Raw genomic sequence first — 20,289 nt, forward strand, 5'->3', positions numbered from 1 at the left:
GCCCGTCACCGGCTGCGCCGTCAGGCGGGAAGGGTGAAGGACGGATGGGCGCCGTTGAGGAAGTAGTCCCCGATCTCGCGCAGTCTGTGGGCGGCCGGTTCGCGCAGGGTGTGGGTCCGGGCGTTGCGCCAGAAGCGGTCGAAGCCGTGCCGCGTGGAAGCGGCGTCGGCGCCGACGACGTCCAGGACACGGGTGGTGATCTCCTGCGCGGCCCGGGAGGCCGCGGTCTCGGCCGCGCTCGCGAGGACGGCGATCTCCGCGCACTCCTCGTCGTCGGCGTCCTCGCCCCGCGCAAGGCCGCGCAACAGGGCGTCCACCGCCTGGTCGGCGAGAGCGGACGCGGCACGTGCGCCGACGGCGAGCTCGCCGTACACGGTCAGCGCGTACGGATCCTGCGGCGGGCCGCCCGGCCAGGGCTGGGGCGAGAAGGGCTGCCAGGGCGACCGCACGGCCCTTCCGTGCTCATGGACCTCAGCCAGCAGTCCCTCGGCGATGCCGAGACAGAACTGGGCGGAGACCAGGCGCGCGGTCGGCGCGGCGAGAGAAGCGAAGGGTGACAGGACGCCCTCGTCCGGCGAGAGGGTGCCGAACACGTCGTCCGCCGCGACCGGCACGGAGTCGAACTCCACGGCGCCACCGGCTGCCAGCCGCTGCCCGAAGGTGTCCCCGCCGCTGCCGCTCACGACACCCGGGTGGGTGGGGTCGACGAGGACGGCCAGCGGCTCACCGGTGCCGTACCCGGCGGCTCGGACCACCAGCCGGTCGGCGATCCCGACGCCGGTGGCATACCTCTGACAGCCGCTCAGCAGACAGCCGCCCCCCGTGGGCGTCAGGATGAGCGGCGGTTCATGTGAGGCGATACCGCCTCCCCAGCACCACTGCCCCTGCGCGGACTCCCGCTCGACCCGGGCGGCGCGTGCGGGGTCGGCGAAGAAACGGGCGCTGAAGGACAGGAAGTAGTGGTGGCCCAGCAGGTGGCCGATGGCCCCGTCGGCCGCGGCGACGGTCCGGACGACCGCGTAGGCGGTGCGCCAGTCCGCGCCTCCTCCCCCGTGCCCGGCCGGTGCCAGCAAGGTCAGCAGCCCCGACTCGCGCAGCTGTGCGACCTCGTCGAGCGGTGCTTTGCCGGCCTGTTCGCGCTCGGCCGCGTCCGTGGCCAGGTCGTCCGCCATCTCGCGGGCTATGTGCAGCCAGTCGACCCGCGCGGCTCCCGCGTCGGTCACCTCGTCCGCCGTCACCGTCATGTCCGGACCCGCTTCGTGCGACGGCGGCTGTCGCTGCACCTCAGTGCTGTGGTCATGGCGTCTTCCTTCAGGGGAACGAGGACGGCGCGGTACCTGGCGAGGCGGCGTGGGAGTGCGGCGGTGCGCGGGGACGCGTCGGCTCGACCATCCTCACCCTCCTCTCCGACCACCGTCAACACTTCCCTAGTATTTCGATAGGAAAACTAGGAATAGCGGTGCGCTCCGGCTGATTCACGCTCCCGGATGGCGAGTTCACGATCCCGGGCGGCCGGGTGTCCGTCCCGGCCCCGAGGCTTGTCGGCGGGGACGTGCCGGCGCCCGCGGTGCGTGGCGGCGGCTCGCCGTGACGCCGTACCCCGTCCCTGCCTGCTCGACGACCCCGACGCCCCCGACAGCATCGTCGACCTGCTCGTCCCGGCACTGCGGGAACAGGGGACCCACCGCAGGGAGTACACCGGTACCGCCCTGCGCTGCGCGAATTCCTCACCGCCCTGCGGCAGTTGACCGAGACCGGCACGGCCGACTTCCACGGCGAGCTGCTCACCGCCACCACCCCCGTCCCGGCGCGGGTACCGGGTGCCGAGAGCGGTGTGCCCCTGCTGGTAGCGGCGATGGGGCCGCCTGGATCCGCCGGTGCCACCTCGGACACGGCGTTCGCGCAGCAGAACGGAACAGCCGGAGACGTCGGTGTCGGGCAGAGCCTCAGCGGCGGTGGACGCTGACGGCATAGCCGCCGCCGTCGTAAGGGACCGCGTCCCAGGTGGCGAAGCGGTCCACCAGGGCGAGGCCGGCCGCGGCGCAGCACTCGTCGTACTCCGGCAGGGTGATGCCGGGCGGCACCGGCAAGTGGGCCTCGTCCAGCCCGAAGCCCGCGACCATCAGACCGCCCGGGCGCAGGGCCGTGGCCAGGCGCTTGACCACCGCGGCCTCGGTCCCGGCGGCAAGCAGCGGGAAGACGTTACCCGCAGCCACCACGAGATCGAAGTCCGCTGCGAGGCCGAGCGAGGACGGCTCGAACTCGGTCAGATCGGCCTGGAACCACGGCAGGCCGGGCGCCTGCCTCTGCGCCTCCGCGAGCATCGACGCATCAAGATCCACCCCGACGCACTCGTACCCGAGTTCCGCGAGCCGGATCATGACCCGCCCGGTCCCGCACCCGGCGTCCAGCACCTGCGCTCCGGCAGGCACCAGCGCTGCGCAGAACCGCGCCTCGCCGTGCACGTCCTTCCCGCTGCGGGCCAGAGCCGCGAACCGTGCGGCATACCCCTGCCCGGACGTCCCCCCGGTCAACTCCTGCCAACGGCTCATGACGCCCACTATAGGTCGACCACGTGCCATTACGTCCGGCCAGGTCAGGCAGGGTGCCCACGTACCTTGCCCTTGCCCTTGGTAGGTTCTGGGCGGTGACGCCGGGGCTCTCGTCGCCGCGCATACCGACATGCGGCCGGACCTCGACGGACGGGGCACCGGTCCGCGCCGGCGCTCAACCCCAGATCCGTGCAGGGACGTTCGGTAGGGATCCGGGACTGCGTCGCGTCTCCGGACGGCAGCCGGCGAATCGCGTCCTGCCACGTACCCGATACGCCCCGGCACACCCCGATGCGCACGACCGTGGAGCCGGCCGGCCGTGAACGGACCGGCCGGCTCCACGTCCGGTCACTCCCCGGCGGCGGCGAGGGCGGCCAGCTCGCGGTCGACCGCGAGCTGGTGCGCCTCGGCGTCCTCACGCGCCTTCTTCGGGCTCCAGCGACCTGCCATCACGAAGACGAAGGGCAGGAAGAGCACCTGGCCGCCGACGCAGATCCACCACCAGTCGCGCCACTCGCCGGGCCCGTCCTTCGACGCCTTCTGGACCTTGGCGCCGTACTCCCGCAGCAGCTTCAGCTGCGGCGCCGCCTTCTGCACGACTCCGAGGTTCTCCGCGCCGACCTCCCGGACGGCGCGGGCGCCCAGCGCGGGTGGCACGGTGGCAGGGGTGTACTTGTCCAGCTCGGCGAAGAGCTCCGGGTGCGCGTTGACGATGGCCAGCGCGGACGCCGCCTGCACCGAGGCGACCTTGACCTCGGCGCCGTGCTCCACAAGCGGGGTCGCGGAGGTGACCAGCACCGGGATGAAGGCAGCGGAGACGGCGACCACGATGCGCACCGTCCAGCCCCACACTGCCAGGCCCGCCGCGGTCGCCGCCGGGTTGTGCCTCTCCACGGTCTCGGTGAAGCTCGCCATCCAGGGCGCGTAGGCGATGCCGCTGAAGACGCCGATGCCGATGAACAGCCAGGCGAAGGTGTAGTAGTCGGTCGTCGGGTGGGTGGCGCGGGTGGCGAAGACCGCGGTCATCACGACGGAGCCGGCCCCGCCGACCATCATGAAGGGCTTGCGCACCTTCAGCCGGTCCGAGAGCAGGCCGACCAGGACCAGGGAGACGGCGTTCGCCCCCCAGTACCAGTTGGCCAGCGCGTTGGTGCGCTGCTCGCTGTAGCCGAAGGTGGTCGCGAAGTAGACGACGAAGTTGCCGACCGCCGCGTAGTACAGCAGCAGGAACACGGCGATGGCGAAGGCCGAGCCCAGCACGTCCAGGCGCATCATCTGCCGCCACTCGCCGCGGCGCACCGCCTCGGTGTCCAGCCCCTTGGCGCGAGCCTCGACCAGCGCCCGGTCCCGCAGCGACACCATGATCTGGTCGCGCAGCGCCGGGGACAGCTCGCGCAGCGCGAAGATCGCGACGACGAAGACGACGAACCCGGCGATCGCCGAGTAGCGCAGTTCGTCCTGCCAGGTGGCGCTGTCGAGGGTGTTGCTGGTGACGGTGGTGACCACCAGGGAGCCGATGACCGGGCCCATCGTCCAGTACCCCATCGCGGTGGCCCGGCCGAGCTGCGGGGAGAAGTCCCTGATCAGCGCGGGGGTGGCTACCAGCACGATGCCCTCGATGAAGCTGACGAGTGCGAAGAGCACCAGATAGGTGGTCTTGGTCGCCGCGTTCGGCAGCCCGAAGAAGACCAGCAGCGCGGCGATCAACAGCCCGTAGACCACCAGGTTCGCCCGGCCCCAGCGGTCCGCCAGACCGGCCACGAGCGAGGCGAAGGCCCCGATCGCGTTGCCGATCACCGAGACCCAGACGAAGTAGCGGTAGGTCATGTCGAAGTGCGTGATGATCGACGTCGCCACCGCGTACTGGATGTACAGCATGTAGTACAGCACGACGGTGGTGGCGACCACGATCGCGAGATACGCCAGACGCCGACCGGTGGGCGGGTAGTCCGCCAGGTCCCGGCGGTACAGCCGGGCCAGCGGGCCGCGGGCGCCCGCGGCGGGCACATCGGGCGCGGGTCTGTCGGCGTCGAACGTCGTCGGAGTGGCGGACATACGGCTCCTCCTGGGAGTACCTGGAAACCGGGGATCGCGTCGGTGCGACGGGGGCGCGGTGCGGCCCGGCTCCGAGAGCGTGGCCAGAGGCTAGTACCGACTAGTCGGTACGCCTAGGGGTCTGCACAAAGTCGTTCACCCGCTTCATCACCCGGCTCCGACGGGTCGGGCGGGACCCGCCGGCGGGCCGTCGCTCCGGCGATGCCAGAAGGCAGCGCAGGTCAGCGCGGGTGCCGCAGCCGAACCCATAGCGGTCCAGGCCTGCTTCACCAGTGCCCCGGCTCACCGTCCAGGGTTTCGGGCCGGACGGTGACGAACTGCGCGCGTCGGCGATCCTGGACCTCGCGCTGGGCGACCCGGTCACCGCCACCGTGCGGGTCGGCGGGCCCAACGGTGACGTCCTGCGCCTGGCCGGCGTACCGGTTGCCGTGCCGGGCGGTTCCACAGGCCGCTTCGCGCTGGACATCCGACTGCCCGAGGCAATGAACGACACGGGTATGACGCGGCACGAACTCCTGGGCGCCATGACCCACGAGTCCGGATGGCGGCTGTCGGTCTCGGTGGCGGATCCGGCCTCGGCGCGGCATGCGCCCGGCACGGCATCGTCACGGGGGCGGGCATACGGGAGAGCGAGGCGAACCGGGCATGGGGCCAATGGCCGTGATCCGCGGCAGAAGACGCACCGTCCTGGCCGCTGCCGGGACCGCGACAGTCCCACTGCGGCTTGCCGCAGTGGCGTGACGTAGGTCCGCACCTGGCCGGGATGGGGCCGGGCCGTCAACGAGTACCCGTACGCCGCGTGATCCGCAGCGATGAGGAGGCGAGCCCCCGAAGTCGCTGCCGGGTGTTCTCAGTCGGTCAGTGCGGAGGCGAGTTCCGCGGTGGCCCGGACGAGTTCGGTGTCCGGTTCGACGAGCAGTCGCTGGATGGTGCCGCGGTTGGCGCGCACGGCTTGGCGGGCTTCGCGTTCCCACCCCACGTAGTTGTCGCGACGGTGCAGCAGTTTCGGGTAGGCGGCGGCCGTCTTCTCCCACTGCCGGGCGTCGGCGATGTTCTTCAGCAGTTGGACGATCTCCACGCGGCAGGTGACGTGAGGGAGCCGGGCGAGTTCCCACAGGAACGGGACCGTGGCGGCGGTTGCCTGTTCCACGACGAAGCCGTACTGGCAGATCCGCTCGCGCAATTCGCTGATCGCGTTCCGTGCCGTGGCCGTGTCACCCCAGGCGATGCTGTTGAGCAGCAACGGGATGGCTGTGGCAGGGCCGCGGGAGTCCTTGATCTCATGCCAGGGCACCTGCCCCACGTTCGTGAGTGGCGTTGCCATTTCCGCTCCTGATACAGGCGTCGGATGCTGGGGGTTCGTCGGTTCCGTCGAAGCGGCGGGTATCGTGCCGGGACTTCTCACGGCAGTCGCGTCAGGGCCGGGGGGTGGCCGGCAGCAGGGCCCAGACGGTCTTGCCCGCCGGGGAGTGCCGCACCCACCCCCAGTCCTCGGACACGGCCTCGACGATGCGCAGCCCGCGGCCGTTCTCCTCCAAGGAGCCGGTGGCACGGGGGTACACGGGCGGCCGGTCACTCGGGTCGGTGACGGCGCACATCAGGTGGCCGGCTTCGAGACAGAGCTCCAGCCACACATCGGCCTCGCCGTCCGGAGCCTGGGGTACGGCGTGTGTCACCGCGTTCGCGGCCAGTTCGGTGACGACGACGGCGGCGTCGTCGCTCAAGTGGTCGAGCGACCAGCGGCACAGGGTGCGGTGGGTGAAGGTCCGCGCCTGCGCGAAGCCCTGCCTGCTGCCGGTGATGCGCACGGCGGCGGAGCTGGGCGCCCCGCGCAGCGGCTCAGGCTCCCGGCGGGCCTCGTGGCTCGGGAAGCCGGGGGGCGCCGCGCCGGCGAGCGGACCGGCCCCAGCGATCCGACCCGGCCGTGGCGCAGACCCGCCGGGAATGCGAGGCGCTTGGTGCACGGGTAATGACACGGCGTCTCCCTGATGTGACGTCAGGACTGGGCGTCGACACTGCGGTTGACGCCCCCGCTATTATCCACTCCGTCAGCGCCGTTGTGCAATTTCACGGGAAATTGCGCGCAGAGTGGCCGAACGCAGGAGTGTGGGGCGCGGCGCCGCCCCCGCCCGAGCGGGCGGTCGCATACACGCGCGGCAGAACGTCAGCAAGGAGAGTGCGGTGCCATCAGTGTCAAACGGAGTCCGGGCGAGTTCATTGGCGGCCTGCTGGATCAAGAGCCGGCACAGCAACGCCGAGGGCAACTGCGTCGAGGTGGCCCCTCTGGGCGACGGAGGTATAGCCATCCGCAACTCCCGTGACCCCGACGGGCCCGCCCTTGTCTACACACCGGCGGAACTGGCCGCCTTCCTGGCCGGCGCGAAGGAGGGGGAGTTCGACCACCTGGTGTGAAGCGGAGGCGGGCATCTCCACTTCGGCCAACACGTCCGGAAGCGGCCGACGGGATGCGATAATGCTGTATGTCTTCTGCTGGTCGACAGGGAGTCAGGATGTCCGCCGAGTCACCTCGCGCCTCCCGCCTCGAACCCTATCTGAGCCGGACCGAGCCCGCCCCCACTCTGTTGAAGATGCTGGTGGGCGTGCAGTTGGCGGGCATCCGCGAGGGCGCCGGCTTCGCACAGGAACAGGCGGCGCGCGCCCTCGGGTTCAGTCCGGCGAAACTGTCGCGCATCGAGGCGGGCAAGGGGCGCAGGCCACCCACGGAAAGCGATGTCCGCGCGCTGCTCGAACTCTACAAGGCCGACGACTACGAGGCGTCGGTCCTGCTCAAGCTGCTGGAGCGTGCCGGTGAGCCGGGCTGGTGGCAGCGCTACGACAAGCGGCTGATGCCCGAGTGGTTCGACCGGCTGGTGGGACTGCAGGAGGCGGCCGCCGCCATCCGTACCTTCGAGATCCAGTACGTGCCGGGCCTGCTGCAGACGGCGGCCTACACCAGGGCGGTGGTGGAGCGCGGGCTACCGACGGCGCCGGCCTGCGAGGTGCAGCGCCGTGTGGAGCTGCGCATGCGCCGACGGGAGCTACTGCATCGCGCGGACGCCCCGCAACTGTGGGCGGTCATAGACGAGTCGGTCCTGCTGCGCGTCCTGGGCAGCCGTGCGGTGATGCGCGAACAGCTGGAGTACCTCGTCGAGATGGCCGGGCTGCCCCATGTGACCGTGCAGATCGTGCCGCTGGACCTGACGAACGCCTCCGCGCCGGCCATCCCGGTCACCTACCTGCGCTTCGGCGGACTCGACCTGCCCGACATCGTCTACCTGGAGCACATCAGGAGCGCGAACTTCCTGGAGGACCGCGACGAGACGGAGGAGTACCGGGTGGCCCTGGACCGGCTGGCCGACGAGGCCCTCAACCCTCGCGAGTCCCTGGCCCTGCTGCGCGACACGCTGGAACAGCGCTACCCCGCTCCGTGACTCCGCGTCAGGTCCGGCGAAAGAGCCGGCGATCCTGACGCGGAGCTGCGCCCTTTCCTACCGGATGCGTCCGACGCCGCCGAACTCGATCCATTCCTGCGTGAGCTGACGGGGCACCACCTCGGAATCCGGTCGCCAGGTGGACACCTCCACCAGCCCCGGTTCGAGAACGTCCATGCCCTCGAACCACTCCGCGACGTCGTTTTCCTGGCGTACCCGGCCCCAGTGCCCCTGGGTCACCTGATCCATGAAGCCGGTGACGAAGTCCCGTACCTCGGCATCCTCGCTGACCAGCTGGCACATCACCATGAAGCTGCCCGGCACGAGCGGTCGGGCCACCCGGCGGGCCACGGCGAGCGGGCCGTCACTCTCGCTGTCCGGGATGCAGTGGAACACCGAGTTGAACAGCACGGCCACCGGCTGCGTGAAGTCGATCAGGCGCTTCGTGTCGGGGTGGGAGAAGATCGCGTCGGTGTCCCGCATGTCGGCGTGGATGACCGCGGTGCGCTCGTTCTGCTCCAGCAGGGCGCGGCCGTGCACCAGGACCATCGGGTCGTTGTCGACGTACACCACCCGGGAAGACGGGTCGACCTGCTGCGCCACCTGGTGCACGTTGTCCTGGGTGGGCAGCCCGGATCCATGGTCGAGGAACTGCCGGATGCCGTACTCGGCCGCCAGCGTCCTGACCACCCGCTGCAAAAAGCGCCGGTTGTTCAGCGCCAGTGCGCGGGTGCTGGGCACGACCTTGTCCAGTTCCTCACAGGCTGCCCGGTCGGCCGCGTAGTTGTCCTTGCCGCCCAGGTAGTGGTCGTACATGCGCGCGGCCGTGGGCACCGTGGCATCGATCGACGTGGACAGTTGCTTTCCAGGCTGCATCATTCCCCCAGCTCCCAGCCGCGCCAACCGGACTGGCCCGACAGTCAACCCATCCTAGGGAAAGGGTATTTGGCGATGCCAGCCCGATCGAGGGATACGGAGCCGTCCGAGGCACCACCGAGTACCGCCCACTCGGCCGGACCGCCACGTCGTAGCGGTGAAGTCGTCGCCGCCGACACGGATCGGACACGGGCCGCCCCCGCAGGACCTGGGACGCGGCCGTCACCCCGAGCCGGTCACGGTGAGGCGGCGGTCCCGGTGACTGCACAATGGGGTCCGTGGCCACCGCTCCGATCGCTCGTCATGTGCTCCGCGCCAGGGACCTCGCGGACGCCCGCTACGCCGAGGCACTCACCGTGGCCGACATGGCCGCGGCCGCCGCGTTGTCCCCGGCCCACTTCAGCCGCTGCTTCAAGGCCGCCTTCGGTGAGTCGCCGCACCAGTACCTGCTGACCCGACGCCTGGAGCGGGCCGCCGCCCTGCTCCTTGCGACCGACTGGACGGTGGCCGCGGTCGGCGTCGCCGTCGGTGTGCGGAGCATCGGTTCGTTCACGACGAGTTTCCGCAGGATGTACGGGATGACCCCGCAGGCGTACCGGGATGCGCACCCTCCCGCCGCACGGCATGTGCGCATCCCCCGCTGTGTGGCGATGGCCTACGGACGGCCGCGGAACCGCACGTTTCGAGAAGACACGGGGTCGCCGGCTTGCCTAGCGTCGAATGCAGGCAACGGACCAGGGAGCGACCATGACAAGGATCAAGATCGCCAACACGCAGTTCTGGGTGCACGACCAGGACGAGGCGCTTGACTTCTACACGCAGAAGCTCGGCTGGGAGGTCCGGGCGGACGTGACGATGGAGGCATGGAACTTCCGGTGGCTGTGCGTCGCCCCGCCCGGCGGGGAGGGTCCGGCGCTGGTGCTGATGCCGGTACCGGGGCAGCCGATGCTGGACGAGGCGAGCAGTGCCCAGCTGTCGGATCTGGTGGCCAAGGGCGCGGGCGGCACGCTGTTCCTGGAGACCGACGACTGCAAGGCCGCGTACGACGAACTGTCCGCCCGCGGTGTCGCGTTCAACGACCCGCCAACGGTGCAGCCGTACGGGATCGACACCTCGTTCCGGGACCCGTCGGGCAACAATATCCGGCTCACACAGGTACTGGAGTTCGACCCGCGACGGCACTGACCCACATCCGCAGGCGTGCTTCCCGACCTGACGCGCGACGTACTGCAACGGCCTCGAAGGCGATTGGCCGGAGCCCCTCCGCAGTCGCCGCGGGAGGGCGTGAAAGCTCGGCTGCGGCTCGCCGTCGCCCCGCCCGGATGTTGCGGGTGATGAATGGCGGACGCCGTCCGTCCTCGCTCGGCCTCGCTCCGGGGAGACCTGTGCTTGAGCCACGCCCACGCTCAGGACGTTCGCCTCGATCACAGTCACGCGACGCCGGGCGTCAGCCGGGCCTCGCCGTCAGGCCGGCGGGGCGGGGAGGTCCGCGGCCGTGAGCCAGCGCCGCCCGGCGTCCAGGTGCGCGGCCGCCCGCGGAAGGCCGCGAAGCGGCTCGGACAGCGTCGCCAGGGCGTCGCTCAGAGCGGCGGTGGGCACGCCGCGGGCGTGGAGGAACTCCACGCCGAAGGAGAGATAGCCGGTGAGGACCTGCGGATCGTCGACGTAGTTCGCCGCGGCCACGACGTCCGGGAGACGGCCGAGGTCCTCCAGAACGGCCTCGGCGTGCTCCGCACGCGGGTCTCGCAGCCGTGGGTACCGCTCCAGCAGGCGGGCGAGCAGTCGCCGCAGCAACTCGGGCCGCTGCCGGACGATCCGGGAGTACTCGTCGTCGGCGAGGTGTTCCAGGGGCGCCGCTTCCCGTGGGGTCTGCGGCCACCGCCCGGCGAGCGTGTCGGCTGCGACGGCCGGATCGGGCGCGTACAGGTCGGCTCCGAGCGTGCGGGCCCAGACGCCTCCCGGTCCGAAGCCCGAGCCGCCCGCGAGCACCGGCGTCCCGGCGCGCCGGCAGCACTCGACGAGGTGGTGTGCGGCAGGCAGGCGCACCGGGATCATGCACGACAGGCCCACCAGGTCGGGCCCCTGCCGGTGCATGTGGGACACCAGGCGCGGGGCGAGGACGTTGGCGCCCAGGAACGTCACGTCGAAGCCGCGCAGCCGCAGCACCTCGGCGGCGATCCGTGCGGGCAGGGTGTGGCACTCCCCCTCGGTGCACGCGAACAGGACCCGGCGGGCCGGTGCCCGGTCCCGGGGCCGCAGCTCGGCGGCCGCGGCGGCCACGCCGCTCACCACGCGCTCGCTCACATGGGTGGCGGCGTGCTCCTGCGCCACGCTCCACTCCGTGGACACCCATCGAGCGCCGACAGCGGCCTGTGCCGGGGCGATCAGGCGGAGCAGAATGTCCTCCGGCGTGACCCCGGCCCTCAGCAGGTCCAGGGCGAGGGCGGTGGCCCCGGTCTCGTCGGCGTGGGCGAGGTGGTCGTCGAAGGCGGCACGGACCCCCGGCGTGACGGCGGACGCGCCGGTCACCGCGGGGCTCCGGCGGCGCCGGACGAACCGGGCGAGGGGGACGACGACTGGATCGCCAGCACCGCGATGTCGTCGTGGGCACGTCCGGCCAGCCACTCGGCGACGCGCAGGGCGATCCGCTCGGCGATCGCACCGGCCGGCATCCCCGCGCAGCCCGCCAGGTCGTGCGCGAGCCGCTCCGCCCCGTACTCCTCGGCACCGGTGGGGCCGCCCCGTGCCTCGGTGACCCCGTCGCTGTACAGCAGGATCAGCTCGTCGGGCGCCAGGCTGACTCCGGCCTGGCCGAATTCCGCGTCGGGCAGGGCCGCGACCAGCATCCCGCCCACGTCCACAGCCTCCACGGTGCCACCGCGGCGCAGCACCAGCGGCGGCAGATGTCCGCCACCGGCGAGTACGACGTCCAGGGTGCCCTGGGCGCCCGGGCGGGCCGTGCCCATGACCAGGCTGGCGAACCGGCCCGAGTCCGCCTCCAGCAGCGACTGGTTGAGTACGTCGAGTACCCGCAGTGGCCGGGACTCGACGAGGGTCAGGGTCCGCAGGCTCTGACGGACGTGACCGGAGAGAACGGCCGCCTCGACGCCCTTGCCACAGACGTCCCCCAGGGTGAACTTCACGCCCCCGCCGCCGTCCCGCGCAGGTTCCACCTGGTAGAAGTCGCCGCCGAAGCCCAGTGCATCCGGGGCGGGACGGTAGGCGGCGCCCAGCCGCACCCCCGGCACCTCGGGCAGCGGCGCCGGATCGAGGCCCGACTGGAGGACGGCCGCGGTATGGGCCTGCTCGGCGTAGAGGGCGGCGGTCGACAGCGCCGTACCGGCCCGGAAGGCGAAGTCACGCACCAGGGCGGCGTCCGCTGCGGGCCGGCCCCCGGCCCGGGCCGAACGGACGAGAACCAGAGCCCCCGCCGGGGCCCCGCTACCCGGCAGTGCCGTCACCAGCGACTCCCCTCCCTTGCCCGGGTCCGGGGGCGCCGCCCCGCCGAGCGCGCCGAGCCCGTCCGGCCGGCAGGGGGCGGGCCGCGGCGACAGACCCGTCAGGGCCCTCCCCAGTTGCGGCACCCGATCGAGGGAGGACACCGGCAACACGCCGGACTCCACCGCCGCGCCCGGCGCGGCGCAACGGTGCCAGTCCGCGTGGCCCCCGCGCGGCGGCAGTACGAGCAGCGCGGCGTCCGCCAGGGCCGGTACGGCGAGTTCCACCACGCTCCGGGCGGTGCGGCCGTGGTGCAGCGAGGCCCCCAGCCGTCGGCCCGCCTCGCTCAGGAACGCCGCCCGGAACCGCTCGGCTCGTAGCTCGGCCGCGCATCGGCGGACCCCGGTCTCGTCACTGACGAGCCACACCGAGCAGTCCTGCACCGTGCTCCGGTGGCCGCTCAGCCGCCGGCCGAGGAATTCGGCGTCGAAGCGCACCGCGGAGGCGACGACCGCCTGTCCCAGGGGGCCGGCGGTCGCGGGGTCCGGGGTCGTCCCCGGCCGCAGCCCCGGAAAGTAGACGGCGGTCCGGCCGTTGCACCAGCGGACCACGCCGGAGGCGTCGCAGACCACGACCGCCTGGTCGACGAGGTCGAGCAGGGTGTCCAACAGCTTCCGCCCGGGACGGCCCGGCGCTTGCCCGCTGCCGTGCGAGGCCGGGTTCCGGGCCCTCGTGCCCGTCACCGGTCCCGTACCTCGCAAGGGCCGGCCCGGGCACAAGGCGGAACACCGCCGACTGCCTCGCCAGCCGGTGCAGGAGACATGTGCACCGCCGCTTCACACTCTGGCACCCAATAAATCCCTTTAATACTTTTTCCACCTTACAGCCTGGACTCGCCGGGTCCCGATGGCAGGACACCCGTGGCCGACCGCGAACCGGGGCCGCGGCGGCGTGGTACGCAGGCGGGGACGCAGGCCGGACCGGACGCCTCCGGCGGGCACAGCCGCACTCGGGCTCGCGCGGATCACCAGGTCGGCTTCGTCCCGCACGCCGCGCAGGCACCGCGGCGGTACATCCTGGTGAACCAGAGCACCCCGCCCACGCTGGGGCCGCCTCGGCGGTGGACGACGGGGCTTCCGTCACCTTCGCGGGACGGGATGCCTGGTCGCACCCGCAAACGCCGGTCCGAGCCGCGCCCTGCACCGGCCCGCCTCTACGACCAGCTCAGGAACATTCGCAGATGTACCGCCGGCAGAAGAGGAACCCCCTCGTCGTTGTCGGCCGTTCAGTGCTGAAGAGGCTTCAGTACGCCCAGGCGTTGCAACTCCACAATGTGTTCGGCTGCACGTCGGGGCGCTTCTCCGCCGGTGATCAGCACACCGGCTTCGATGTTGCGCCTGGCGGCTGACTCAGTCAGGTTGGCGCTGCCGAGGAAGAGCGTGTGGCGATCGACGACGGCGAGCTTGGCGTGCTGGCGGGAGCCGACCTGCCGGGCCGGGTCCCGGGCCCAGGTCCACAACTTCACTCCGGGAACCGACGTGAAGGCGTCGGCGGGCTCCTTCCCCGAAAGGAGCCCGCCGGCGCCGGCCAGGGTCTCGACCACGACGTGCGTCTGCACGCCTCTGTCCACCGCCTCTGTCAGGGCACGTGTCAGGGCGGGGTAGGCACGAGCCGCGTACGTCATGGCCAGCAGTTCGTGCTGGGCCTCATTGATGACCTCGATGAGCACCTGGGCGGTGGCGCGGACGGGTACGGCAGGTGTGGAGGGACCGCTCCACACCGTGCGGACCTGGACCGCGTCCCGGGCCTTCTTCCGAGCGGCGACGTAGCCGCGCAGATAGGCGGCCGCCTCGGCCGGCGGCACCGACTCCGACTCGATCGCGTCGCACAGTCGTGCCACGGCCTCGCCGACCGCCGGTGTGGCCAGTGCGGTCAGGATCCGTTCCCTGGAGCGTGCCCGAGCGAGCAGACCGACCAGGTCCTTGCTGCGGGAGAGCCCGAGGACGGCCACGGCGGCCTCGGCAGCGGCCTCGAACCCGGGTCGGCTCACGGCAGGAGACCGACCGGTGTCAGCACCGGTTCCTTGTCCCCGGCCAGCGGGACGAGGAACCGACGGTCCAGGAACCGGTTGCCGCGTTCGCACGTCGTTTCCGACACGAACAGACAGACGTGGCACGCGGCTCCGTGGAGGAAGTCGGCCGGGTCGTGCGGCAGGCGCTCGGCGCAGAGCGGATCGGCCGAGCAGTGACCGGCGTCGGTCAGGGCCCGGCGTACGATCCGGTCGAACTCGCGTTCCTCGGCGAGGGAGACCAGACCGCCCAAGGTGCCCTCGGAGTCCGGAACCGCGGTGTAGATGAGGATGCCCGTCCTCGGGTGCTGTTCGTCTCCCGCGTATATTCGCTCGGCGAGCGAGGCGGAGTTGTACCCGCATTCCAGGGCGATGGTGCGGATCAGCAGGTGGGACAAGGTGTGCAGGGCGATGTACCGTGCTCCGGGCCAGCCGTGGTAGGGGTCGAAGTCACTCGTCTTGCGGTCCGACCTGCGGTTGGCCCGGAAGCGTGCGTACGCCTCCCTATGCGCCTCCATCTGCGCGGACTTCTCCGTTCGGGCGGCCCACTCGGCCATCAGACCGTCCCGTACCCGCAGGAAGACGCCCTCGCCGCGCACCTCGCTCGCCGGCACCCAGTTCCGGGCTCCGCGGGACAGATCGACGCGCTTGGCGATCTCCGGGGATTCCGGGTCGGGCGCGTCGAGCCGGGTGAACCCGATCAGTGCCCGTGCCTCGCGCAGCCGCTCGACCTGCCTGATGTCGGCGAACAACTCGCTCAGATGGGTCGGCACCGGGACCTGGCGCAGCGCGAAGTCGTCGCTGGGAGCAGGGACGGGTCCGGAGAGCGCGTCCCATTCCGGTCCGAAGAGGTCGGCCTGGACGTCGGGCGCGGAGGGAGCCGGTCCGGCCGTCCCCTGTTTGCGCGCCGCGATGGCCGCGACCACGGTGTCAGCGTCGAACTCCTTCAGGAAGGCGAACTTCGGCATGCGCGCCATGAAGTCGAACTGCATACGGTCCTCGATGAGTTCGAGGTCGGGCCAGTGGTCGTCGAGGAGCTTGTCGATGTCGCCGCCCTGCGCCTTGGGCAGGGCCAGCGCGCTGAGGGTGAGTGGAAACCACTGGTTGGAGGCGCCCGCAACCATCAGGACGGACTCCTGCGCGCAGCCGTTCGACTCGAAGGTGCCCAGGTGCGGGTGCCGCCCGCGGCATGAAGGCAGGTTGCGGCGGCCCCGTTCCCCCATGGCTTCCCGGATGTTGCGCTTGACGCCGCAGGCGACGCACTCGATGGTGACGTTGGCGGCCTGGTTGCCGCCGTGGTCCTTCATGCGCAGCTTCGGACGTGGAGTCTTGCCGCAGGTCTGACCGTGGTGGACGTACGCGGTGTACGGGAACTCGTCGAGATGCCCTGCGGTGCAGACCAGGGTGAAGCGGGCGGCCACGGCGAGTGGCTTGCCCCGCTTGCAGTCGTGGACGAACTTCGCCTCGTGCGGTGTCCGCGGATTGGGGTTGATGAACGCGAACTCTCCGGAGTCGACGGCCGCCAGCACGTTGCACGCGGTGCAGCGCAGCCACTGCGGGAAGGGCGTGACGGGCACGCCGATTCCCTGGGCCGCCCAGCCCTTCGGGTCCGTGTCGGCGCCCTCCAGCCAGGGAGCGGCCCGCAACTGCTCGACCTGTCCGCGGCCGTAGCGCTGGAGGGACCGGTTGACCGCGGCACGGAGGCGGGGCTCGTCGATGTCGTAGTCGGTGATCCCGGAGTAACTCCAGGAATCGATACCGCGGATGAGGACCGAGAAGTTCGGCAGGTCGACGAGGGCGCCGACACCGGCGGTGAACATGAGGTGGCTGGGCCGTACGGCACCGACCCTGCGGTTGCCGGCGTGGGTGCTCATCGCTGTGCCTTCCTGGCCGTGTCGGCCGTGAGGGGCCCGTACTCGTCACTGTCCACGGTGGTCGCCGTGTCGGGGTCGGCGTCGGACTCGGTCGCGGGCGTGCCGAACGTCCAGTCGGGTCCGCCGCCCGAGGGTTCTTCCAGGAATGCTCCGCCGCCGGGCAGGAGCAGGTTGATCTCGTTCTCCGTCTCACGCATCGACATGCCGACGGTCAGTTCGGTCCACCGTGATCCGTCGGCGCGCCTGAGCAGTCCGTTCACGACGGTCGTCTTGTGCTTCTCCTTGCGGTAGCCGAGCGCTGAGGTGCTCTCGTCGCGCTTGCGGCGCCATTCGTCCTTCAGCCGGTCCAGCCGTTCGCTCAGGTACTGGCGGGGCTGGTCGCCGCCCACCCGTTCGGCGCGTTCCAGAAGCCGCCGTTCGACGTCCTGCGCGAGCGGCCCGTCGAGGTCGACGTGGTGGGCGTCGAGGTTGCGGGAGGTGTCGTAGGTCGCGTGCCGCAGCGCGGCGACGTAGGTGGCGGCGACGCCCCGGTCGAGTGCGCGGCGGGTGTACGGGGTGACGGACAGTGCCTCCACCTGGCGGTAGAACGTCGCGTGGTAGTGCTCGAAGTCCTCGTAGTGCGCGAGGTCGCGGGGCCGCGACCAGTTGTAGAGGGTCACCACCAGACCTGGGCGCCTGGCGTCACGGCCGACCCGAGAGGACGCCTGGATGTACTCGGCGGTGTTCTTGGGCTGGCCGACGACCAGCATCAGGCCGAAGCGGGAGACGTCGACACCGACCTGCAGCATGGAGGTGGCGAGGACCACGTCGACGGCCTGTCGGACGGCCGGTGTCATGGAGGCGCGGGGTTCGCGCTTCTCTTTCATGGCGGTCGCGTACTCGCGGATGAAGGCGCGCCGCCGCACGGACGTGTCACGCTCGGGGTCGAACTCGATCTCCAGCCGTTTCAGGGCGGCTCCGATGTCCGCCGAGGAGATACGGGAGGTCAGCTCCTGGATGCTGAGCATCCCCGTTCTGCTCACGATGCGGTCCGAGAGCGTGTCCTGGCCCTTGCGGCTGCCGTTGGCACGCACCCGGGTGGTGATGTCGTCGTCCATGTACCTTCGCATGCCGGCGAGTTCGCGGGTCGCGTTGAAGTAGCCGACGAGGGTCATGTACGGGTCCGCGGGGCTGCCGTAGTCGTCGAACAGCTGCTGTCCCGCGAGCAGCAGGATCTCCGCGACGCGGATCTCGGCGGCTTTCAGTCGTGTTCCGTGCGCGCACACGCCGAGGTAGCGACGGCCCGGGTTCTCCCGGCTCAGTTCCACCTGCCGCGAGAAGAAGGTGTCGCCGACGTCCAGCACCTGGGGCGGGAAGACGGCGACCTCGCGGCCGAAGACACCGCGCACCTGGTCGGCGGCCCGCTTGGTGGTCGCGGTGGAGGCGACGATCTTGGGGCCGGTCTCTTGGCGCCGGCCGTGGGCGTCGGTGAAGCTCCACGTGCACAACTGGTCGACGGCGCCTTCGAAGAGGCCCACGGTGGTGCCGAGTGCCCCGGATATCAGGTGCAGCTCGTCCTGGATGATCAGGTCCGGCGGCCGCAGACGGGTGACGGGTTGGGCGGTGACGCCGGGCAGGGCGCCCCGGGCGTTGTGCCGGCCACCGCAGCCCGTCTTGGCGTCCAGGTCGTCGTGCCGGTACCCGTGGCGGGGGCAGAGCTCGGTGACCCTGCCGAACAGCAGGCCCGCGTAGCCGTTCCAGGGGAGCTGGGCGAACTTGTCGACCGTGGCGATCAGCAGCGAGGGCGCCAGCCGGTAGATCTCCTCGTCGACGGTGAGGACCGGGATCCCCTCCCCGAGCGATTCGCGACGGGAGAAGGGGCAGCTGTCCTGCCCCTCCCCGCGCGGGCAGTACAGCAGGATGCGGCGGCGGCCTTCGTCGTACTCCATGTTCGAGCGGGCCGTCAGTCCGCTGCCGCACCAGGGGCAGGTGAGGACCTGCAGGACGCGGGCGTACTTGTCGCTGGCGCTCTCCTTGGCCTCGGCGATCTGTTCCTTCGCCTCGTCGAACCAGTTCGGCGAGACGGAGGTGCCCACCCAGAGTCCGATGCGGAAGGGAGTGGAGCCCCAGCGCCGGTCCCGTGCGAACTCCTCGCGGCGCAGCACCTCGCAGGCGCTCACCAGGGCGGCGGCGCGCTGGAACTGTTGGGCGGTCAGCAGTCGCAGGGTGTAGCGCATGAGCACGCCCACCCCGGCCTCGCCGCTGCGGGCCTCGGCTCCCGAGCCGATCGTTCCCTGCAGGCGTCTCAGCGCGAAGGTGTAGGCGGCCAGGCCCAGATACGCCTCGGTCTTGCCGCCACCGGTCGGGAAGAAGAGCAGATCGACGAGGGCTGCCCGGCCGGTGCCGCGGTGCGGGTGTCCGGGCTGGGTGAGGGAGGCGATGTTCAACAGTACGAAGGCGAGCTGGAACGGGCGCCAACTGGCTGCCGTTTTGCCCTTGGCATGCACCTCCTCCTGGGCCTCCCGATAGGAAAGGGGGTCGTTCTCACGGCCGGCGCGGGCGGCCGCGACGGCGGTGTTGCGCCGCTGCAGGGCCATGGCCCGGTTGGCGAACCGGAAGGCCGCCAGGGCCGTTTCGTCGGCCAGGAGCCGGTCGATGCCGAGGGTGATGCGGTCACAGACCTCGAGTGCCTGCTCGATCGCGACCTCGGCCGATTCGCGCAGGTCGCCGGGGAGTGAGCGGGCTGCCCGGCGCTGCTGCTCCAGCCAGGCGCCGTACCCGTCGGCCAGCGGTGCCAGGGCCGCGCCGAGATCGGCCCGGCGGTCGGGCACGGCGAGCGCGGCCAGTTCGTCCATGCCCAACTCCAGCCCGCGGAGCAGGTCCTGGTCCTCGAGTGCCGGAGCGGTCGTCGCCCTCACGTCGTACTCGGGAAGCCAGACGGTCGTCAGCCGGTGGGCATTGCGTTCGCCGGCGCGGACGTGCGCGTGCACGGCCACGTTGCGGCCCTTGGCGTGGCTCAGGCTGTCCCGGTAGAGGAGACGCAGCCGCCGTTCCTCGGAGTCCTCGGGCACTTTGCCGCCGGCCGTGTCGAGGGGATCGTCGACCGGCAGGAAGACGGCGGCCTGGTCGTCGGGAAAGGCGGTGACGTCGATCTCGGCCTGGAAGAGCCAGTGGGCGTCGCGTGCGTCCCGGCTGTCCGGCTGCCGGTTCACCAGGGCCAGCTCGACTATCCGCAGGTCCTCGGCGTCCGCGCGACCCGTGTGCCGGCGTACCTGCACGTCGAGGACGACGGCTTCGCCGTCGAGTTCGACGGCCCGGTCGCTCCCGCCGGTCACGTCGATGTCCACCAGGTGCTCGACGGGCCGACGCGACCAGACCCTGCGGGTCGTCCCCCGCTCGGTGGCTTCCTCCGACTGCGTGTACCGCCCCCAGCGGACCACGGCACTGAGCGTGCCGACGGATGCCGGGACGGTGAAGGACAGCCCCATGGACGACGCCCAGATGTGCCCGGCGGCCTGCGGGCTCAGCCGGTCCTGCAGAGCACTGTCGTCACCTTCCTGCTCGTCGCCCGACTCGCCGTCCGCGCTCTGTGCCGCCGCCCGGGCGATCCCTTCCGTGGTGACGGCCTGGGGGCGGGGACCGAGCATGCCGACCAGGTAACGGTCGCGCGGCCCGGAGGAGGCGCTCGGCAGGGTCTCCGTCTCGCCGTCCCACGGACCGAGCAGGTCCCGGCGGATGTAGGTCACAAGTGCGTCCCGGACCTCGTAGGAGTCCCCGGCCCGGAATGTCTGGGGAACTTCGTCGAGCGGGTGCGGGACAGCGGCCTGGGCAGGCTGGGCCGGCATGCGGTGGGTCCTTTCGGACAGGTCCGTTGCGATTCGGGCGGGTGGCGATGGTGTGACGGCATCAGAAATATAGATTGTTGACTGAGTTCACACAATGATTCCCGAAGGCTCCGTCGCCCGGCATCCCGATCAGTCTCTAGTCTGGTGCTCGCCCACCGCCCGCCCGTGACC

The 20,289-nt window shown here is 71.3% G+C and carries 17 protein-coding genes and 1 pseudogene; 6 read left to right on the forward strand and 12 right to left on the reverse strand.

Annotation, left to right across the window (positions count from 1 at the left end; genetic code table 11):
- Positions 1-20 precede the first annotated feature (20 nt).
- Positions 21-1,244, reverse strand: coding sequence for an acyl-CoA dehydrogenase family protein (locus LQ326_RS19110; protein ID WP_234538340.1), 1,224 nt, complete (start codon positions 1,242-1,244; stop codon positions 21-23).
- A 327-nt stretch (positions 1,245-1,571) separates the two neighbouring features.
- On the opposite strand from LQ326_RS19110, the gene LQ326_RS19115 reads away from it, so the two are divergent.
- Both LQ326_RS19115 and LQ326_RS19120 read left to right on the forward strand, forming a co-directional pair.
- On the forward strand, positions 1,572-1,748 hold the full coding sequence (locus LQ326_RS19115) for a hypothetical protein (protein ID WP_234538341.1): 177 nt from the start codon (positions 1,572-1,574) through the stop codon (positions 1,746-1,748).
- Positions 1,715-1,864: pseudogene (locus tag LQ326_RS19120) on the forward strand (LLM class F420-dependent oxidoreductase); the annotation flags it as partial. The gene LQ326_RS19115 and the pseudogene LQ326_RS19120, both read left to right, overlap by 34 nt.
- 82 nt (positions 1,865-1,946) lie before the next feature.
- Here the strand turns inward: LQ326_RS19120 and LQ326_RS19125 are convergent.
- From LQ326_RS19125 to LQ326_RS19145, 5 genes are all read right to left on the reverse strand, one after another.
- On the reverse strand, positions 1,947-2,552 hold the full coding sequence (locus tag LQ326_RS19125; RefSeq protein ID WP_234538342.1) for a class I SAM-dependent methyltransferase: 606 nt from the start codon (positions 2,550-2,552) through the stop codon (positions 1,947-1,949).
- 348 nt (positions 2,553-2,900) lie between these two features.
- A complete protein-coding gene (locus tag LQ326_RS19130) occupies positions 2,901-4,607 on the reverse strand; it encodes an MFS transporter (RefSeq protein ID WP_234538343.1) in 1,707 nt (568 codons plus the stop codon).
- Positions 4,608-4,873: 266 nt separating this feature from the next.
- Positions 4,874-5,116, reverse strand: coding sequence for a hypothetical protein (locus LQ326_RS19135; RefSeq protein ID WP_234538344.1), 243 nt, complete (start codon positions 5,114-5,116; stop codon positions 4,874-4,876).
- Positions 5,117-5,457: 341 nt separating this feature from the next.
- The gene (locus tag LQ326_RS19140; protein ID WP_234538345.1) at positions 5,458-5,931 is read right to left on the reverse strand and encodes a hypothetical protein; all 474 of its coding nucleotides are present in this window, start codon (positions 5,929-5,931) and stop codon (positions 5,458-5,460) included.
- A gap of 91 nt (positions 5,932-6,022) precedes the next feature.
- A complete protein-coding gene (locus LQ326_RS19145) occupies positions 6,023-6,415 on the reverse strand; it encodes an ATP-binding protein (RefSeq protein ID WP_234538346.1) in 393 nt (130 codons plus the stop codon).
- 373 nt (positions 6,416-6,788) lie between these two features.
- Here LQ326_RS19145 and LQ326_RS19150 point away from each other — a divergent pair, with 373 nt between their 5' ends.
- Together LQ326_RS19150 and LQ326_RS19155 are read left to right on the forward strand one after the other, a co-directional pair.
- Positions 6,789-7,019 (forward strand): DUF397 domain-containing protein, encoded by a 231-nt coding sequence (locus tag LQ326_RS19150; RefSeq protein WP_181804120.1) that lies wholly within the window; start codon positions 6,789-6,791, stop codon positions 7,017-7,019.
- 98 nt (positions 7,020-7,117) lie between these two features.
- On the forward strand, positions 7,118-8,038 hold the full coding sequence (locus LQ326_RS19155; RefSeq protein ID WP_234538347.1) for a helix-turn-helix domain-containing protein: 921 nt from the start codon (positions 7,118-7,120) through the stop codon (positions 8,036-8,038).
- A gap of 57 nt (positions 8,039-8,095) precedes the next feature.
- On the opposite strand, the gene LQ326_RS19160 is transcribed toward LQ326_RS19155, so the two are convergent.
- The gene (locus tag LQ326_RS19160; RefSeq protein ID WP_234538398.1) at positions 8,096-8,914 is read right to left on the reverse strand and encodes an SAM-dependent methyltransferase; all 819 of its coding nucleotides are present in this window, start codon (positions 8,912-8,914) and stop codon (positions 8,096-8,098) included.
- 365 nt (positions 8,915-9,279) lie between these two features.
- On the opposite strand from LQ326_RS19160, the gene LQ326_RS19165 reads away from it, so the two are divergent.
- Positions 9,280-9,723 carry a helix-turn-helix domain-containing protein gene (locus LQ326_RS19165; RefSeq protein WP_234538400.1) on the forward strand — a complete coding sequence of 148 codons (444 nt, stop codon included), beginning with the start codon at positions 9,280-9,282 and terminating at the stop codon, positions 9,721-9,723.
- Positions 9,662-10,099, forward strand: coding sequence for a VOC family protein (locus tag LQ326_RS19170; RefSeq protein WP_234538348.1), 438 nt, complete (start codon positions 9,662-9,664; stop codon positions 10,097-10,099). The genes LQ326_RS19165 and LQ326_RS19170 overlap by 62 nt, the downstream gene beginning before the upstream one ends.
- A 279-nt stretch (positions 10,100-10,378) precedes the next feature.
- Here LQ326_RS19170 and LQ326_RS19175 read toward each other — a convergent pair whose 3' ends face one another.
- The 5 genes from LQ326_RS19175 to drmA all read right to left on the reverse strand — a co-directional run bounded on the left by LQ326_RS19175 (position 10,379) and on the right by drmA (position 20,118).
- A complete protein-coding gene (locus LQ326_RS19175; protein WP_234538349.1) occupies positions 10,379-11,443 on the reverse strand; it encodes a cobalamin B12-binding domain-containing protein in 1,065 nt (354 codons plus the stop codon).
- Positions 11,440-13,095: a PP2C family protein-serine/threonine phosphatase gene (locus LQ326_RS19180; RefSeq protein ID WP_234538351.1), complete on the reverse strand. Its 1,656-nt coding sequence runs from the start codon at positions 13,093-13,095 to the stop codon at positions 11,440-11,442. Before LQ326_RS19180 ends, LQ326_RS19175 begins: the two co-directional genes overlap by 4 nt.
- A gap of 542 nt (positions 13,096-13,637) precedes the next feature.
- Complete coding sequence (gene drmC, locus LQ326_RS19185) at positions 13,638-14,402, reverse strand: DISARM system phospholipase D-like protein DrmC (RefSeq protein ID WP_234538353.1); 765 nt, start codon at positions 14,400-14,402, stop codon at positions 13,638-13,640.
- The gene (gene drmB / locus LQ326_RS19190; RefSeq protein WP_234538354.1) at positions 14,399-16,294 is read right to left on the reverse strand and encodes a DUF1998 domain-containing protein; all 1,896 of its coding nucleotides are present in this window, start codon (positions 16,292-16,294) and stop codon (positions 14,399-14,401) included. Before drmB ends, drmC begins: the two co-directional genes overlap by 4 nt.
- The gene (drmA, locus tag LQ326_RS19195) at positions 16,291-20,118 is read right to left on the reverse strand and encodes a DISARM system helicase DrmA (RefSeq protein WP_234538355.1); all 3,828 of its coding nucleotides are present in this window, start codon (positions 20,116-20,118) and stop codon (positions 16,291-16,293) included. Before drmA ends, drmB begins: the two co-directional genes overlap by 4 nt.
- Positions 20,119-20,289: the final 171 nt, after the last annotated feature.

Origin of the sequence: Streptomyces shenzhenensis, assembly GCF_021462265.1 — a bacterium.
GTDB lineage: Bacteria > Actinomycetota > Actinomycetes > Streptomycetales > Streptomycetaceae > Streptomyces > Streptomyces shenzhenensis.